This is a genomic window from Rhizobium mongolense subsp. loessense, assembly GCF_900099775.1.
GTDB classification, from domain to species: domain Bacteria; phylum Pseudomonadota; class Alphaproteobacteria; order Rhizobiales; family Rhizobiaceae; genus Rhizobium; species Rhizobium loessense.
The window spans coordinates 611,930-628,888 of sequence record NZ_FMTM01000001.1 but is presented as its reverse complement, the minus strand read 5'-3'; the positions used below and the strand labels follow the sequence as shown (position 1 = coordinate 628,888).

15 protein-coding genes are annotated in these 16,959 nt (G+C 60.8%); 7 read left to right on the top strand and 8 right to left on the bottom strand.

The genetic code is table 11. The features are described from left to right. Positions 1-91: 91 nt before the first annotated feature. From waaA to lpxK, 3 genes are all read left to right on the top strand, one after another. Positions 92-1,411 (top strand): lipid IV(A) 3-deoxy-D-manno-octulosonic acid transferase, encoded by a 1,320-nt coding sequence (gene waaA / locus BLP23_RS03160; RefSeq protein WP_092583498.1) that lies wholly within the window; start codon positions 92-94, stop codon positions 1,409-1,411. A gap of 8 nt (positions 1,412-1,419) precedes the next feature. Beyond that, the gene (locus tag BLP23_RS03155) at positions 1,420-2,139 is read left to right on the top strand and encodes an HAD family hydrolase (RefSeq protein WP_092584250.1); all 720 of its coding nucleotides are present in this window, start codon (positions 1,420-1,422) and stop codon (positions 2,137-2,139) included. Positions 2,140-2,400: 261 nt separating this feature from the next. Then, the gene (lpxK, locus tag BLP23_RS03150; RefSeq protein ID WP_092583497.1) at positions 2,401-3,462 is read left to right on the top strand and encodes a tetraacyldisaccharide 4'-kinase; all 1,062 of its coding nucleotides are present in this window, start codon (positions 2,401-2,403) and stop codon (positions 3,460-3,462) included. Positions 3,463-3,534: 72 nt separating this feature from the next. Here the strand turns inward: lpxK and BLP23_RS03145 are convergent, their stop codons facing one another. Both BLP23_RS03145 and mutL read right to left on the bottom strand, forming a co-directional pair. Continuing rightward, positions 3,535-3,765 (bottom strand): DUF2093 domain-containing protein, encoded by a 231-nt coding sequence (locus tag BLP23_RS03145; protein WP_022716573.1) that lies wholly within the window; start codon positions 3,763-3,765, stop codon positions 3,535-3,537. Positions 3,766-3,829: 64 nt separating this feature from the next. Next, a complete protein-coding gene (mutL, locus tag BLP23_RS03140) occupies positions 3,830-5,647 on the bottom strand; it encodes a DNA mismatch repair endonuclease MutL (protein WP_092583496.1) in 1,818 nt (605 codons plus the stop codon). Between the two features lie 180 nt (positions 5,648-5,827). Here mutL and BLP23_RS03135 point away from each other — a divergent pair, with 180 nt between their 5' ends. Together BLP23_RS03135 and BLP23_RS03130 are read left to right on the top strand one after the other, a co-directional pair. After that, on the top strand, positions 5,828-7,549 hold the full coding sequence (locus BLP23_RS03135) for a response regulator (protein WP_092583495.1): 1,722 nt from the start codon (positions 5,828-5,830) through the stop codon (positions 7,547-7,549). A 115-nt stretch (positions 7,550-7,664) separates the two neighbouring features. Continuing rightward, entirely contained in the window at positions 7,665-9,029 is a 1,365-nt protein-coding gene (locus BLP23_RS03130) for a putative bifunctional diguanylate cyclase/phosphodiesterase (protein WP_092583494.1), read from the top strand. Positions 9,030-9,222: 193 nt separating this feature from the next. On the opposite strand, the gene BLP23_RS03125 is transcribed toward BLP23_RS03130, so the two are convergent. From BLP23_RS03125 to BLP23_RS03105, 5 genes are all read right to left on the bottom strand, one after another. Next, positions 9,223-9,828 (bottom strand): PRC-barrel domain-containing protein, encoded by a 606-nt coding sequence (locus tag BLP23_RS03125; protein WP_092583493.1) that lies wholly within the window; start codon positions 9,826-9,828, stop codon positions 9,223-9,225. A 546-nt stretch (positions 9,829-10,374) separates the two neighbouring features. Further along, a complete protein-coding gene (locus tag BLP23_RS03120; protein WP_022716567.1) occupies positions 10,375-11,262 on the bottom strand; it encodes an SMP-30/gluconolactonase/LRE family protein in 888 nt (295 codons plus the stop codon). A gap of 4 nt (positions 11,263-11,266) precedes the next feature. Next, a complete protein-coding gene (locus tag BLP23_RS03115) occupies positions 11,267-11,899 on the bottom strand; it encodes a 2-dehydro-3-deoxy-6-phosphogalactonate aldolase (protein ID WP_092584249.1) in 633 nt (210 codons plus the stop codon). Positions 11,900-11,912: 13 nt separating this feature from the next. After that, positions 11,913-12,830: a 2-dehydro-3-deoxygalactonokinase gene (locus BLP23_RS03110; protein ID WP_092583492.1), complete on the bottom strand. Its 918-nt coding sequence runs from the start codon at positions 12,828-12,830 to the stop codon at positions 11,913-11,915. Then, positions 12,830-13,600 carry an SDR family NAD(P)-dependent oxidoreductase gene (locus tag BLP23_RS03105; protein WP_092583491.1) on the bottom strand — a complete coding sequence of 257 codons (771 nt, stop codon included), beginning with the start codon at positions 13,598-13,600 and terminating at the stop codon, positions 12,830-12,832. The genes BLP23_RS03110 and BLP23_RS03105 overlap by 1 nt, the downstream gene beginning before the upstream one ends. Positions 13,601-13,698: 98 nt before the next feature. On the opposite strand from BLP23_RS03105, the gene BLP23_RS03100 reads away from it, so the two are divergent. Together BLP23_RS03100 and BLP23_RS03095 are read left to right on the top strand one after the other, a co-directional pair. Beyond that, positions 13,699-14,493: an IclR family transcriptional regulator gene (locus tag BLP23_RS03100; protein WP_092583490.1), complete on the top strand. Its 795-nt coding sequence runs from the start codon at positions 13,699-13,701 to the stop codon at positions 14,491-14,493. Between the two features lie 235 nt (positions 14,494-14,728). Then, a complete protein-coding gene (locus BLP23_RS03095; RefSeq protein WP_092583489.1) occupies positions 14,729-15,460 on the top strand; it encodes a helix-turn-helix transcriptional regulator in 732 nt (243 codons plus the stop codon). Between the two features lie 54 nt (positions 15,461-15,514). On the opposite strand, the gene BLP23_RS03090 is transcribed toward BLP23_RS03095, so the two are convergent. Next, positions 15,515-16,489, bottom strand: coding sequence for a small ribosomal subunit Rsm22 family protein (locus tag BLP23_RS03090; protein ID WP_092583488.1), 975 nt, complete (start codon positions 16,487-16,489; stop codon positions 15,515-15,517). Positions 16,490-16,959: the final 470 nt, after the last annotated feature.

Here is a 16,959-nt window from a genome sequence, read left to right as displayed (position 1 = left end):
GCATTCTGAACAAATTACTCGGTCATTCCGGCCGCAACAATAATTGGGGAATGGGTTTGATGTCGATCATCGCTGATCGGAGGCATTTTAGATGAGTTCGCCAAGAGCGCGGTTCGCGCTGGGCGTCTATCGGACGGCAGGGGTCATCGCCTCTCCGATCGTCGGCGCCTATCTCGCCTACCGAACTGCGAAGGGCAAGGAAGAGCGTGCGCGCCGCACGGAGCGCTTTGGTTATGCCAGCGCAAACCGGCCGCAGGGTCCGCTCGTTTGGTTCCATGCTGCGAGTGTCGGTGAGACAAACGCCGTCATTCCGCTTATCCGCGAAATCCGCCGCCGCGACATTCATGTGATCCTGACGACGGGCACGATCACCTCGGCAAGGCTCGCCGCCGAGCGCATCGGCAATGAGGCGATCCATCAATATGTACCACTCGACCTGAAACCGGCCGTCAGCCGCTTCCTCGAGTACTGGCAGCCAGATTGCGCCATCATTGCAGAGTCGGAAATCTGGCCGGCGACCGTCATGGAACTCGGCCGCCGCCGCATTCCGCAGATCCTCGTCAATGCGCGAATGTCGGATCGCTCCTTCGCGCGCTGGCAGCGTCGAACGGCCATTGCCGAGGCGCTGTTCGAGAACCTCGCGCTTGTGATCGCGCAGTCGGATATCGATGCCGAGCGTTTTCGCGATCTCGGGGCAAGGCACGTGACGACCTCCGGCAATCTCAAGGTCGATACGGACGCACCGCCTTACGACGCATCCGTCCTCGCCCGCTATAAGAAGCAGATCGGCGATCGCAAGACATGGGCTGCGATCTCGACTTTCGACGGCGAGGAGAATGCTGCGGCGGTCGTTCATCGCACGTTGAAGGAGCGCAACGGCCAACTGACGATTATCGTGCCGCGCCATCCCGAGCGCTCCGACGAGATCGAAGAAATGCTCGTCAAGCAGGGCCTCAAGGTTGCTCGCCGCACGCGCGACGACGTACTCTCGCCGGATGTCGATATCTTCCTCGGCGATACGATCGGCGAAATGGGTCTTTACCTGCGGATGACGGAAGTTGCCTTCGTCGGCCGTTCGCTCTTTGCCGAAGGCGGACAAAATCCGCTCGAACCCGCCATGCTGGGCTGCGCTGTGCTTTCCGGCAGCAATGTCCAGAACTTCCGCGAAGCTTATCAGAAGCTTGCCCGTCGCGGCAGCGCCCGCATGGTGCGCGATACCGAGATGCTGGCCAAGGGCGTCCATTATCTGCTCATCAACGGCGAGGCGCGGCGTAGCATGATCGAGGCCGGCGTCACGGCTGTGCAGGAAATGCGCGGCGCACTGACGGCGACGGTGAAGTCTCTCGAGCCTTACATCAATCCGCTGACGGTGAAGGCAAGACTGCTGCCGAGGTCGGTGGCAGAGGGCTGATGGAAAAGATGACGATTGCGCAAATCAAGGGCATCCTCTTCGACAAGGACGGCACCCTGCTCGATTACGATGAGAGCTGGCTGCCGGTAAACCGTGAATTGGCGCGCATCGCCTCGCAAGACGATCTGGCGCTAGCCGACCATCTGTTGCTGGCGACCGGGATGGACCCGGTGACCGGCCATATCGTGCCCGACAGTCTACTGGCTGCCGGCAATACCCGGCAGATCGCCGAGGGGCTGGTTGCGGCCGGTTCCAGGGTCGATGTCATGGAACTGACGATCAAGCTCGACTCTCTCTTTTCCCATGCCGCCGACTTTTCCGTACCGGTCACCGATCTTGCCGCCTTCTTCGGCCGCCTGCACCGCCGCGGCTTCAAGCTTGGCATTGCGTCCAGCGACAACGAGCGCTCCATCCGCCAGACGGCGCAGCGTTTCGGTTTCGCTGAGTTCGTGGACTACATCGCCGGTTATGACAGCGGCTTCGGCAGCAAGCCGGACGCTGGAATGGTCCTCGGCTTCTGTAAGGCGACCGGGCTAGAGCCGGCACAAGTGGCGGTCGTCGGCGACAACAATCACGACCTGCACATGGGCCACAATGCCGAGGCCGGCCTCAAGATCGCCGTGCTGACGGGCACCGGCTCGCGGGAATCGTTGGCTGCCGCGTCCGACTATTGCCTCAACGATATCACCGAACTCGAAGGCCTTTTGCCGAACCTGCAATTGGCATGATTGCCTACTACGCGCGGCCAGTCATTCTTGCCGTGCCGGCACTCCCTTACTCTCGCTGATCTCTGCACGCGTCCAGCCGCCCCATGTCCATGGCGCGGAAGACTCTTTCGCACCGTGGCTTGATTCCTGTGCCAAGCACCGGAAATGAGGACGGTCGGGGAGCAAAGCTTGCTTTTTCTGCAAATTTGCCCTTTCTTTCCCGCCAGTCGAGGGGGTAGCCGGTGGCCCGCAAGGCACCGGAGGAAGCATAGGGCGGCAGTTATGGTATCCGAAGCGCCGCCGTTTTGGTGGACGAAAGCTGATTGGCGGGCATGGGTGCTGTCGCCTTTTTCCTTCCTGTATGGACGGATCGCCGGCTATCGCATGACGCATGCGCGCCGCGCTTCCGTTCTCGTTCCCGTCATTTGCATCGGCAATTTCACCGTAGGCGGCGCCGGCAAGACGCCGACAGCGCTGACGATCGCTCGCGCCGCCAAGGCCAAGGGGCTGCGGCCCGGCTTCCTGAGCCGTGGCTATGGCGGTTCCCTGGACGTCACTGTGGTTGTCGATCCCGCTCATCATCGCGCCGTTGCCGTTGGCGACGAGCCGCTGTTGCTTGCTCGCGAGGCGATGACCGTCGTTTCCCGCCGCCGCGTCGAAGGCGCCGAGCGGCTGGTCAGGGAAGGGGCCGACCTCATCATCATGGATGATGGCTTCCAAAGCGCGCGGCTAGCGATCGACTATGCGCTGCTCGTCATCGACACGACGCGCGGCCTGGGTAATGGGCACACGGTTCCGGGCGGTCCCGTGCGCGCGCCGATCTCCGTGCAGATGCGCTATGCCAGCGCGCTCCTGAAAGTGGGAAAGGGCAATGCCGCCGATGCGATCGTCCGCATGGCTGCCCGCGCCGCCAAACCCTATTTCACCGCATCGCTGAAGGTTTGCGGCGAAAGCGACCTCGCCGGCCGGAAGGTGCTGGCTTTTGCAGGCATTGCCGATCCGGGCAAGTTCTTCCGGACGGTGGAGTCACTCGGCGCCGAAATCGCGATCGGCAGATCCTTCGGCGACCACGAACACCTGAGCGACGACGAGATGGCGGACCTGCTGTCGACCGCCGAACGCGACGACCTGCTGATCGTCACGACCTCGAAAGATTTCGTGCGGCTTGCCGGCCACCATGGCAAATCGGAGGAACTCGCCGCCAAATGCCGGGTCATCGAAGTCGAAATGGCGTTCGAAGACCCACAGGCACCCGGCCTCATCATCGATCGTGCCATAGAGGCCTGCCGGGAGCGGCGGCTGAGAAAAAGCCGAAAGGGTGAGTCTACGGGCGCGACGCGTTGAAATCCGTTAACGATCACCGCGCATGAATGGTCGGGCGGCCGAACGGCGGCTCGTTCACGATCGTTTCCTAAATCAGCGCTTCTGGTTCGGCAGAACGCCGGCGCGCTTGTCGGCTTCGAGCGAAGAAACGACATCGGCATAGGGTTCCTGGCGCGCAACGCTCCAGTAGCGTAGCTCGTCGAGCGGGATATGCTTGCCGGTCATGGCGCAGATAACATAGGAACCCGGCGACAGGATCTGGAAATCTGCATCGAGATAGCGGATCTTCGCCTCGCGGTTTCCGTTTCCTTCAAACAAGTTCATCCTGCTCCGTTCCCTGTTGCCTTCGACTGCCAATATCGCGGCGAAGGCATTATTGCCAGCGTTTTCAGCTGCGTCCGAACAGCCGCTCGATATCCGACAGCTTCAGTTCGATATAGGTCGGCCGCCCGTGGTTGCACTGGCCGGAGCCTGGCGTCACTTCCATCTGCCGAAGCAGCGCATTCATTTCCTCCGGCCGGAGCCTGCGGCCGGAGCGCACCGAGCCGTGGCAGGCCATTGTCGCGGCGACATATTCGAGCTTGGCCGAAAGGCCAGAGGCCGTATCCCATTCGGCAATCTCGTCGGCAAGCTGGCGGATGAGGCCCTGCGCATCGACCTCACCCAGCATGGCCGGCGTCTCGCGCACGGCAATCGCCCCCGGCCCGAAGCGCTCGATTGCAAGCCCAAGCTCTTTGAGGCCTTCGGCATACACCATCAGCCGGTCGCAATCCTCTTCCGTCAGGTCGACGATTTCCGGGATCAACAGCACCTGTGATGGCAGCTGTTTCGATTGCAGCGCCTTTCGCATTGCCTCGAACACCAGCCGCTCATGTGCGGCGTGCTGGTCGACGATGACAAGCCCGTCATCGGTCTGCGCGACGATGTAGTTCTCGTGGATCTGCGCGCGCGCAGCGCCGAGCGGGTAACGCGACGGCGGTTCTTCGGCTGGTCGGGGCTGCTGCCATGCCTGCGCCTGCGGTTCGGCGCGCGCAGCCGGCATGCTCAGCCCTTCGAAGGACGCCTGCGGCCTTTCGCCAAATCTGCCGGTTGCCGTCTGAAACGGACGCGATGGGGAGGTCTCGGCCGACCATGCGGCTTGCGCTGGCCGCTGGTAGCCCGGCTGGAAACCCGACCTGAAGGAGCGCAGCATACCCTCCGCGCCAGTCGTTGCCGCCCGGCTTCCGTCACGCGCCAGCGCCTCGCGCACCGCGCCGACGATCAGCCCGCGCACGAGGCCCGGATCGCGGAAGCGCACGTCCGACTTGGCCGGATGCACGTTGACATCTACCAGCGCCGGATCGAGCGACAGCGACAAGACGGCGACCGGATAGCGTCCAGCCGGGATCGTCTCGGCATAGGCGCCGCGGATCGCCGAAAGGATCAGCTTGTCCTGGACCGGCCGGCCGTTGACGAAGGCATATTGATGGGCGGAGTTGCCGCGGTTGAAGGTCGGTACGCCCACAAAACCGGTGAGAGCGATGCCTTCGCGCTCAGCGTCGAGTTCGATCGCGTTCTCGCGGAATTCCTTGCCGAGCACCTGCGCCATGCGCGCCAAATGATCCTCTCCGGTTGCCGGAAATTCAAGTGTGCTGCGATCGGTGCCGGACAGGACGAAGCGCACGCCGGGAAAGGCGATCGCCATGCGCTTGACGACTTCCGTGATGGCCGCCGCTTCCGCCTTCTCTGTCTTCAGGAACTTTAATCGCGCAGGTGTTGCGAAAAAGAGATCGCGCACTTCGACGATCGTGCCCGGATTGGAGGCCGATGGCCGCAGATGCAGGACCTTGCCGCCCGCGACGGCAATCTCGGTGCCGCCCCCACTATCCTTGCGGCGGCTGGAAATACTGAGCTTCGCCACGGAACCGATGGAAGGGAGCGCTTCGCCACGAAAGCCGAGCGTGCGGATATCGTCGAGCGTCGTCGAAATCTTCGAGGTACAATGCCGCTTCACGGCAAGTTCCAGGTCGGCTGCATCCATGCCGGAGCCGTTGTCGCTGACCCGCAGTAAGCCTTTGCCGCCGCCGGACGTCGCGATCTCGATACGGGTCGCGCCGGCATCCAGTGCATTTTCGATCAGCTCCTTTGCCGCGCTCGCCGGGCGTTCGATGACTTCGCCGGCGGCGATCTGGTTGATGAGCGTTTCGGAGAGTTGTCTGATGGCCATGCGCCATTTTCGTGGATTCGCGGGTCCGAGGGAAGGGCGAAAACGCTGCGCCGTTGGACCATGTGTTTTCCCCGTGAATTGGGGTGCTTAACGTTAAGCCGCCGTTAGGAGAAAGCTGGCATTTTGATCGCACACAACCAGACAGTGCTATGAAATCGGACAGATGTGGGACGTGAAGGAATGAGTGCCGGCTTCGAAAAGGCGGACGCATCATCCGTGAGCGATGAAATGCCGGCCGAAATCGACCTGCCGGCTGCGCTCTTCGATGCCTTTTCGGACGGTCTCTCGGCCGCCCTCATCATCTACGACAAGAACGATCAGATGATCTTCGCGAGCCGCCAGGTGCTCGATTTTTTCCCGATTTCGTCCGTGATGCTGAAGCCTGGAACCCGGCTTCGCGATTTTCTCGGCGCCGTCTACGACACCGGCGTGCGTCAGCAATATACGGCCAGGCAGCCGGGCATACCGCTCGGCCGCGAGGATTGGCTGTCCCAGAAGATTGCCTCTCATTGGCGCGAGCGCTTCGAAATCGTCGAGCGCCATGGCAGCGACCGGTGGATCCGTCTGATCAAGCGTCGTCTGCCGAGCGGCTATTGCGTATCGATCATTTCCAATATTTCCGAGGAGAAGAAGCGTGAGGAGCAGTGGCGCGCCGATCTCGAACGCGTGCAACTGACCGAGGATATACTCGACAATCTGCCGTTCCCGCTCTTCGTCAAGGATCGCAACCTCACCTACGTCGCCGTCAACATCGCCTTCTGCGAGAAATACCAGACGACTGTCGAGGAGGTGCTCGGCCGCAAGAGCGGGGATCTCTTCTCTCCCGAAATCGCCAAGCGCTTCGAGGAAAGCGACCGACATGTTCTGGAAACCGGCGAGATGTCGGTCGTGCGGCAGCGGCAGGTCGCCCGCGACGGTTCAGAGCGCGACATCGTCAGCCGCAAGCACCGCATCGGCAAGCCGGGACGCTATTTTATCGTATCGACGATGCAGGATCTGCCGCGCGACGGCGCCGATCTCGACGAATTCGACCAGGCAACGTCTGTGACCACCTCCAGCAGTCAATCCTATCGCCGCGCCTATGTTCCCCTGAATGGCGATCACGAGCGCCGGCCGCCGGCTGCGATGGAAACGATCGTTCCAGAGAATTTCTCCGGCCGCAAGATCCTGGTCGTCACCGGCGACCTCGCTGCTGAAACCGCCGCGCTCCGCACGCTCGCGAAATACGGCTTCGAGGCCTGCTCCGTTCGCGGCGAGGACGAGGAAGAGCGCTTCCTTGAGATCGCAACCTCGTCCGGTATCGCGCTGGATCTTCTGATCGTCGACAATCAGATGGGAATGCGCTGCCTGGAACTTGCCGGACAATACGGCATCCCGGCGTTGGTCATGGACGGTTTCCAGCTTGCCAACGAGCTCACCTTCCAGATCGCCCGCCACTTCAACCGCAACAACCGCACCGCGCCGGAAGGCGAGGCCGATTGGGAAATCAATACCTCTTCCGAGATGGATTTCCTGGAGGTGCTTGTGGCGGAAGACAATGACATCAATCAGATTGTCTTTTCCCAGATACTGGAAGGACTGGGTTACCGCTACTTGATCGCAGCCAGCGGCGACGAAGCAGTGCGCCTCTGGGCTGAGTACAGGCCGCAAATCGTGCTGATGGACATTTCCCTGCCGGGATTGAACGGTTTTGAGGCGGCGCGCATGATCCGTCAGATGGAAGACAACCACCCGCGTAAGACTCCGATCGTCGGGGTCCTGACGCAGGCATTCGAGCGGGATCGCGCCGAATGCGCGAAGGCCGGTATGGATGACGTCATCATGAAGCCGGTCAGTCCGGACATACTGGAAACGCTGTTCCAGAAGCATCTAGCTGCCGAGCCAATGCGGGCGCGCGTCTGAGCGCCGTCAACTCCTCAAATCTGGGGCATCTGAGCCGAACGGGGCCGGTTTACTATCGGTTTGTTAAGACTTGCCCGCCATTCTTGCGGGAAGGAGTGACGAAATCTCAGGTTGAATAATGAAGCCGGCGGACATACCCTTCTTGCCTGTGAGCCAGAATGAGCTTCAGGCCATGGCTTACACCGATCCGCTGACCGGACTCGGCAACCGCCATCGCATGCGCGACAGGGTCAGTCAGATCTCCATGGAACGCGCAAACGATCCAGCTCCCTTCACCATCGGCATCGCCAACCTCGATTCCTTCAAGCCGATCAACGACCTTTTCGGCTCTGGCGCCGGCGACGAAATTCTCTGCCAGGTCGCGCACCGCCTGAAAGCATGTATTCCGGATGGTGCGCTTGTGACCCGCCACGACGGCGACGAATTCGCTTTCGTGCTGCCGCTGATCTTCGAGCGCGCAAGCGCTGAAAAGTTCGGCCAGATGATCCGCGAGGTGCTGTCGGCACCCTATGATCTCGGCGACCGTAACGTGCGGCTTTCCGCCTCCTTCGGCTTTGCCATCTACCCTTTCGCCGGTGCGGAGTTCGATGAGCTTTTGAAAAGCGCTGAAACCGCTCTCTATCGCTCGAAGCGCCGCGGCCGCAGCCAGATTACCGTCTATTCGCGGGAGATCGCGCAGGAGATGAAGCGCGCAACGCAGCTCGAGCAGGCGCTTCGAAATGCCATCATCTCGGACGCCATCGACGTGCATTTCCAGCCGATCGTCTCTCTGTCGAACAATCAGGTGGTCGGCTTCGAGGCCCTGGCGCGCTGGAACGATCCGGACCTCGGCTTTGTTTCGCCGGGCGTCTTCGTGCCGCTCGCCGAAGAGCGCGGCTTCATCGACGCGCTGTCGGAAACCTTGCTTAGAAAGGCTGCCGAAGTGGCGCTCTCCTGGCCGCGCGAACTATTCCTGTCGTTCAACCTGTCCTCCGCCCAGCTCATGGATCCAGGCACAAGCAGCAACGTGCTCTCCATCCTCGGCCGCGTCGGCTTGGACCCGCACCGATTGGAATTGGAAATTACCGAAACGGCGGTCATAAGTTCCACCGATACTGCCCACCGCATCCTTTCCGATCTGCGGCAGGCAGGCGTGCGCATCTCGCTCGACGATTTCGGCACCGGTCAATCGAGCCTCGGGCGCCTTCGCGACTTCATCTTCGACAAGGTGAAGATCGACCGCGCCTTCGTCTCGCGCATCAATTCAGACCGCGCCTCCGAGCATATCATCAAGGCGATCCTGACGATGTGCGAAGGTCTCGATCTCGATGTGGTTGCCGAGGGTATCGAAGATTATTCGGAGGCCGTGAAGCTGCGGTCGCTCGGTTGCGGCATGGGGCAAGGGTACCATTTCGGCAAGCCTGCCGATGGCATCGCGACATTGCGCTTCCTCCACGAAAACTATTACGACTCGGCCGCGATCGATCGCGTGTCGGCCTGAGGCCTGCGCAAGCCGCATCAATGGCATTTCACGCCGTCAGACGTCGCAATCTGTCCCGCGCGGCCATGATCTTTTTTGCTCAGGCACCTGACGTTGACCTCCAGCGGTGATTGATACCCTTTGATCTCTCCGTAGAAAAACGGCGGCGCCCCGATTGGGGCACCGCCGCCTGCACTATACGCGCTGCGCAGGATTATTTATTGGTCGAACCGGTAGCCGTCGGGTCTGACGGCATCGTGCCCGTAGGCGCCGGAGCCTTTTCAGCGGCCAGAGCCTGCAGGGTCTTGAATTCCGGAGCGGCCTTCAGAGATTCTGCCGTTTCCGAAGTCGTCAGCTTGAGGCTGCCGTCCTGCGTGTTCTGGGCAACGGTGATCTTGTCCATCGGCACCGCAACGTTCTTCTCACCGATACCAATGAAGCCGCCAACACCGATGACCGCAGCAACCAAGCCGCCATCCTTCTTCATGATCAGGTCGTTGACCTCACCGATGCTTTCGTTCTCACCGGTATAGACAGACTGGCCAATATAGGAATTGGCGCTGATCTGGTCGGCACCCTGTTCCGTCAGGTATGCGCCTGCCTGGGCCATATCAGTCGACGGAGCCGGAGCCGGAGCCTGGGCGGCGTCACCAGCCGGAGCGGTTGCATCAGGCATCTTTGGTGCTGCCGGGTCGGCCGGAGCCGTCTGGGTGGCATCGGGGGTGGCCGGCTGCGGTGCAGTCTGCGAGAACGCCGCCGGCGCGAAAGCCGTGGCAAACAAGGCGCCAGCGGCAACGGTCGTCAGAAGTTTGCGTGTCATTTCGAACCTACCTTTGTGTTCCTCGATTGGTCTTAAGCGCGGCCGCCGGTTTGTTCTTTGGCGTCTTTTTCCGTGCCGGTTCAAAAAGGAAAATGACTGGATAGGCTTTTAGTTCCGGGAACGAACACGGAAAGTTCGATGATTTTCATGGAATTTTATCGAAATGCGTGTGGTTTTGACGACCACAACAAAGCGCGGGCCGCTTATTCGATATTTCACGAGAGGCTTTCGGTGCGGGAGGCCCCGCAGCCAATGTCGCCGGTTTCAGAAGCACCTAAGATCCGGGCAAGAGCAGCGCGAGCGGCGCGGCATTCATCGCCTCCTGAGGACCGAATAACGGGACCTCAGTTGAAAAGGTCCATCGAGCAGCCTGGTCAATGCGCCTCCATGGCGGACAGGCTCAAAGCTCACGCAATTGCCGCAACGGCGAGCAAGCCGTTGGCGATCTATAACGAAATCGTTTGCTCGCAATCGTGTTCCTGCCGGAACGAAGATGGACTGAAGGCATTCGCCGTCAGCTTCCTTGAAACGTCGACGTTGCGTTTTTCACAGCACGTAGACTGGGTCGAAAACGCCTTTTACCGTCACACCAAGCTCCAGCAGCGCACCCGCTTGCGGCTGCGACGAGCGTGCAGTGTCGTCGAGTCCTTCCCAGGCGGTCGTTACCGCCAGCCGGTCCGCATTGACGCCGATAAAGGCTGGGCAGGAGGGTTGTGCGGCAGGAACCTTGTAACGGGCGATGCGCAGGCCGTCCGGGCTGTACCGGTCGACGACACCTGCACCCCAGCGTGCGTTCCAGATATAGCCATCCGAATCGCAGACGGAACCGTCGATGCCGCCGGGATCATCCATGCTGTCGACCATGACGATCGGCTCGCCCGTCGGAAGTCCGGTCTGTGGATCGACCATGACACGCATGAGACGGCTGATGCGGGTGTCCGTGTAATAGCCGATCGTGCCGTCGGGCGAAAAGCAGATTGAATTGGGAATGCTGATGCCGCTGAAGATCTTCGTCACCCTGCCACCGGCGACGTGATAGATCGCGCCTGCCTGGGGCTCCGCCCGTTTGCTCATCGTGCTGATCCAGAGTGCGCCGGATGGGTGCGTGCGGCCGTCGTTCGAGCGGTTTTCCGGGTTGTCGTTTTCGAATGCGGCATAGAAGGTCAGATTGCCGCTGCCAATATCGCGGACGAACAATCCTTCTTCGGTTGCGAGCAGCTGGCGGTTTGCGTCGATGCGTGCAAGCACGCTCGCCATCATCGGAAGCGGATGGACCTTCTTTTCCTCGGTGCTGAGGTTCAGTTCGTGCAGTTCCTTGCCGAGAATGTTGAACCACCAGACGGTGTCGGTATCCGGATCGTAGGTCGGGCCTTCGCCAAGTACCGAACTGGTATTGCAAAGCGTCTTGCCCTCGAACTCGTAAATCTCAGTCATATGCCTACGCTCCTACGGCTGCGTCATAGGCGTAAATGGTGGCCTTGGCGCGCTCGGCAACCTCTGCGGCTGTCATTCCGGGCTTGTAAATGCTGGTGCCGAGGCCGAAGGCCAGAATGCCCGCTTTCGTGTATTCCGCGAAATTTCTGTCGGAGACGCCGCCGACCGCCGCGATCACCAGTTCGGGCGGCAAAATGGCGCGGATGGCTGTGATGCCCGAAGGACCGAGCACGCTGGCAGGGAAGAACTTCAGGCCGGTTGCCCCGGCGCGGGCGGCAGCGAGCGCCTCGGTCGGCGTGAAGACGCCTGGCATCGAGACCATACCGTAGCTGCGCGCACGAATGATGACGTCAGGCTCGACATTCGGGGTGACGAGCAGCTTGCCGCCGGCATTATGAAGGCTGTCGACAGCATCGACCGTCAATACGGTGCCCGCGCCGATCAGGCATTCCGGCGGCGCCGTTTTCGCAGCGATCTCGATGGATTTGAAGGGCTCGGGCGAGTTCAGCGGGATTTCGATCGCTGTGAGGCCGTTCTCGATCAGCGCGCTGACGACGCTTTCGGTTTCTTCCGGCTTGATGCCGCGGAGAATGGCGATGAGCGGACGCTTCATGGAGGGGAAGGGAATGCGGTTGATCATGAAAATTTCCTCAATTCGGCCAGATAGCTTCGGCGGCGGCCGAAAGCCCTCGGCGCACGGCCGTGTCGGCATCGATGACTGTGTACTTTAGAGACAGGAACTTGAAGGCCGTTTCATAAATGCCTTGGAGGCGGCCCGACGCGACGAGCGTGACAGGCGTGTCGTTCGGTGCGTCGGATAGCGCACCGGCGATTTCAAGCCCGATCAGCGTGCCGGAAATCCTTGCCTGCGCGCCGGCCGCCGTCAATCCGTGAAGAAGTTGGCCCGAGCGGGCGGTAAAGAGAAGGTTCGACGCCATGGCGGGCTGCCTGAAAGCGGTCGAGACCGCCGCTTTGAAGGCGGAACTGTCTACTTGAGCCTCCTCAGCGCTCGCAACGGCATGCGAGAGGATCGTATGCTTGCTGATCGCGTCGAAGAGCTCACCGGTCATGAAGGTCGAAAACCCGATCACTTCGCCGTCCTGAACATGAACCCATTTCGAGTGCGTGCCTGGCATGCAAATGGCCTGCAACCCCCTGCTGTCGGGGCCAAGTGCGCCAAGCAGCTGCGTTTCCTCCCCGCGCATGACGTCGGGCGATGTCTTGTCGCGCTGGGCAAGGCCGGGGAGGATACGGATATCCCGGCTTTGGCCCGGAACGGAAACCGCGCCGGTGAGGATCGAGGAAATCGACGCGGGAACATCGATATAGCCCGCCTCGACCCAGCCCTGCTTGGCCCCGACCATGCCGCAGGCGATGACCGGCACGTTCTGTGGGACCGACAGTGCGGCAAGATGCGACGCCAAGACATCGGCAAAGCCGGTCTTGGCCGCCGTCGTCATGCCTTCGCCGCTGCGGCGTTCGCCGAGAATGCTGCCGTCCTTGCCGATCAGCCAGAGCCTGAAACTGCTCGTACCCCAATCCACCGCGACATAAATGGGATCTGTCATCAGAAAATACCTCCGTCGACAATCAAGGACTGCGCCGTCACCGCGGCCGCGCAGTCGGATGCAAGAAACAGACAAGGGCCGACGATCGCGTCGCCGTGCAGGACCTTCTTCAGGCACTGCCGTTTGATGGTCTGCGCAATGCCGTCTTCGGTCAGCCAGAGCTTCATCTGCCGCTCGGTCACGATCATGCCCGGTAAAATGCAGTTGACGCGGATATTGTCGGGGCCAAGCTTGCCCGCAAGGCTCTTGGTGAGACCGATCACGGCGGCCTTGGCCGTGGAATAGGCCGGGAAGTCCGGCATGTTCAGGAGAAAGGCGATCGACGACATGTTTATGATCGCGCCGCCACCTGCCGCACGCATGGAAGGCGCTACGGCCTGGGCGGTGAAGAAGACATGGCGGAGGTTTGTCGCCTGATTGTTGTCCCAGTATTCCTCGGTCACCGTATCGAAATCATGCCGGTCGTCCCAGGCAGCATTGTTGACGAGAACGGTGATCGGCCCTGATTGCGCGACCACCGCATCGACCGTCTGCCGGATCGCGCCGATATTGCGAAGATCGGCCTTGAAGAAATGCACCGGATGCTCCGAATCACGGGAAAGTCGCATGGCAAGTTCGCGGCTTTCCGCTTCGGCTATGTCGATGAAGGAAACCTTCGCGCCCTGCCGGGCGAAGCCCTCGACGATCGCGGCGCCGATACCGGAGCCACCGCCTGTCACGAGCACGCAACGATCCCTGAATTCCGGAAACTGCGCGACTACGCTCGTCACCGTATCCTCCCGATTTTCCATTATTTGGAACACAATTTGACTATGTGGAATTATCTGACTACGCTGCCATTCGTGTCAAGGCCGACGGTAGGCGATCAATGGCTCCACGAAAAGATATATCGAGAGAAAGTCAAACGGGGACATTGGGTAAGTCGATGGCGCTGCTCGAGCTCGTGACGCATGCCGAACATCCCATGCGCTTTACCGATATTCTCGCGCTCGCCGGCCAGCCTCGCGGCACGCTGCACCGCCAGCTCGGCCATCTCGTCGAGGAAGGGCTTTTGGAGTTCGACGCAGACGGCCGCTATGCGCCGGGGTTAAGGCTTCTCGATCTGGCGTCGCGAAGCTGGGCGAAGAATGAGTTCCGGCTGATTGCCGAACCGCACCTGAGGCACCTGCAGCAGATGAGCGGTGAGACGGTCCATCTGGGCGTCCTGCGCGAAACCTCGATTATCTACCTCGACAAGATCGAAGGCCAGCAGTCTGTTCGCATGTATTCCCAGATCGGCAATGCCTCGCCCGTCTATTGCACCGGCGTCGGCAAGGTTGCGCTTTCGATTTTGCCGGATGATGCCCTGGAGGCGCTGGTGCGTAGTCTCTCCTTCCATAGCTACACTCCGCAGACCTTGGTCTCGGCCGAGGCATTGCTGAGCGAGGTAGCGCAAATCCGCAAAGCCGGCTTCGCCTTCGACCGCGAGGAGCATGAGCAAGGTATCCGCTGCGTCGCGGCGCCAATCCGGATGGAGGATGGAAAGTTTGCGGGCGGCGTTTCGATCACCGGTCCGGCTTACAGGCTGACCCTTGAGCGTCTCGAAGAATGGGCTGCGCCCTTAAAGCAGACGGCGGAATGCATCGCGGATGCGATGCGCGTCCGTCTCGGCCCGCGCCGATAGCAGTCTACGTGGCGATGCAATCGGCTGGACGCTCCCGCAGAGCACGCTTATGATAAGTGCGATATTGAGATTTGGCTGCGAATCACGCCAACTGCGGCAGTTTGTTAAAACGCATAGTCCCTTCGGCCATTGTATTTCGGCCAGGTTGTTTTTTATTTCATGCGGGCGCGTGTTGGCTTGCAGGCACACATCGATCTGAAACGGCGCCGCCGCTCTTGAGAAGACGAAAAAGCAGATGACAGCACTGTCACGGGCATCTTTCGATGCAGATGGATATATTCAGGAAATCGCGGGCCTGAAGACCCAATTCGATATCTTCCGCTTCATGAAGCGCCTGACGGAAGCCTGCCGAAGCCGCGCGTTCATGGTCCTAAACCTGCCGCCGGTCACGTCATTCGAACTGCAAAGCGCGACGGTGATCACCAGTTGGCCGGCCGAGCTGCTGGCCCTTTATGATCAGGAAAACCTGCTTGTGAGCAGTCCCGTCATACGCCGCCTGCGCACGTCGTCGATCCCCTTTTTCGTCGACGTGACCAAGGGCCATAGGAGGGATGACGGGAAAGCGGCGATGGCCGTGTCGCTTTTCGAGCGTTTCAAGATGATGCGCTGCGCCTTTTTCCCGACGCACGAGCCATCGGGCATGCGCGGCGCAGTCTCGTTCGCCGGTGATCGTGAGCCCTTCGCGTCGGAAGAGATGCGCGATCTTTCCTATATCTCGATCCATGTCTTCGACAGGCTTGCCGAAATCCGCAGTCTCGATACGCGTATGACGGATGCGCTGACGGACCGCGAAATCGATTGCTTGAACTGGACGGCGGCGGGAAAGACCAGTGCGGAAATCGCCGATATCCTCAACCTCTCGGAACATACCGTCAACCACTACCTGAACCGCGCAACGAAGAAGCTCGACACGGTCAACCGGACGCAGGCGGTCGCCAAGGCGCTGCGCATCGGCATCATCAAGTAACCCTGCTGAAAATATTGGCAGTTTGGCTCAAAAGATGGGCAGGGCCGCGTCTCGCTACTCTCCGTCGTTTACCGGCCCGTCGCCCCAATTCGCCCGTCGCGCCCATTTGAAGGTGGCGCCGTCGCGTTTGGAGAAGGTCCGCTCGCCTGCCGTCCCGTCGCTTTGACAGAGTTTCAGCCTGATCACCCCGCCCGAGCCCTGAGGGGGTGCGATGATGCGAGCCTGGGGAGCCTCGCCTGCAAAACGGCTTGCGGCGATGAAAATATACTTCTCGTCCTCCCACGGCACGTCCGCATCCTTGACCAAGCGGTGCATTCTTGAGCGGGCGACCCGGCGCGAAAAATGACACCAATCTGGCCGCGCGAGAGGACAGTGCGAGGCATGCGGGCAGGGCGCGATCAGATGCGCCCCTTTTGAAAGCAGTAGGTCACGCGCGGCGAGGATGCGGTCCCAACCGGCCGGCGTTCCGGGTTCGATAATGACGATCGTGTCGAGCGTCAGCGCCCAGAGCTTATCGATCGACGCGTCGATCTGATGCGGCTCTATCTCATCGAGCACATAGGCGATAGTGACGAGATCGGCGGGCGCAATTTCCGGCAACGCCTTGATAAGATTGCCATCCAGCCATTCCGTTTGAAGGTCGAGCCGCTCCGAGAGGCTTCTTCCTACGTTGCGGATCGCATCGCTTGCTTCCACCATCACGGCGCTTTTGATTTCCGGCCAGCAGTCGGTGGCCGCCCAGAGTGCCGAGCCTGGACCGGCTCCGATATCGACGAAATACTCAGGGGCGAAATCGGGCCGGGCTTCCGAAATCATTTCATAGGCGGCGCGGATTGCGGCATATGTGGCGGGCAGCCTGGCGGCGAGATAAGCCTTGGCTGCAAGGCTATCGCTGATGTGGAAACTGCCGTCGCGCAGTTCCTGGCGATAGCGGCTGGAAAGGCGTGCCGCGGCGCGCTTCAGCCCATCGAGCGGCTGGCCCTCCAGCATCTCCTCCACCTGTTCTCGCAAGATCCTTGGCAATTCCATCGCTGTCGCCCGCATTGACCGATCACGCCATACAGCCGGGTGCGATCCATGCCAAGCGGCATATGAAGTGCTTGCCGATCATCATCTGGCACGAGCCTTGCTTCTCATTCCGCAGAGGTCCAGAGGGGACTTTGGAAGAGCGCCAAAAAAGAACGGCGCCATCGGCAACCCGCCGTCGGCAGCGTTGATGCATGTCTCCCGCATCCGTGCCGGCGGCGGTTGTTGCCTTTTTGTAACGGCTTTCCCGTGATGTCGCTCCAACCCCGTGGTCTGGGGTGATTTTTCCTCTGGTCATTTCCGGACATTGTTCTACTTCGACCTGCATTGCGCCGGGTATCGGGCAGACCGTTGCGGCCATCGGGGCGAAAGCCCGGCGGACCAGATGGCCGCAACGGATTTCGATAGAGCGCGATTTCCGTTGCCCTTGATGCGGATTTTGTTTGGCGAAGCCGCAGCCCTCCACTATCTAC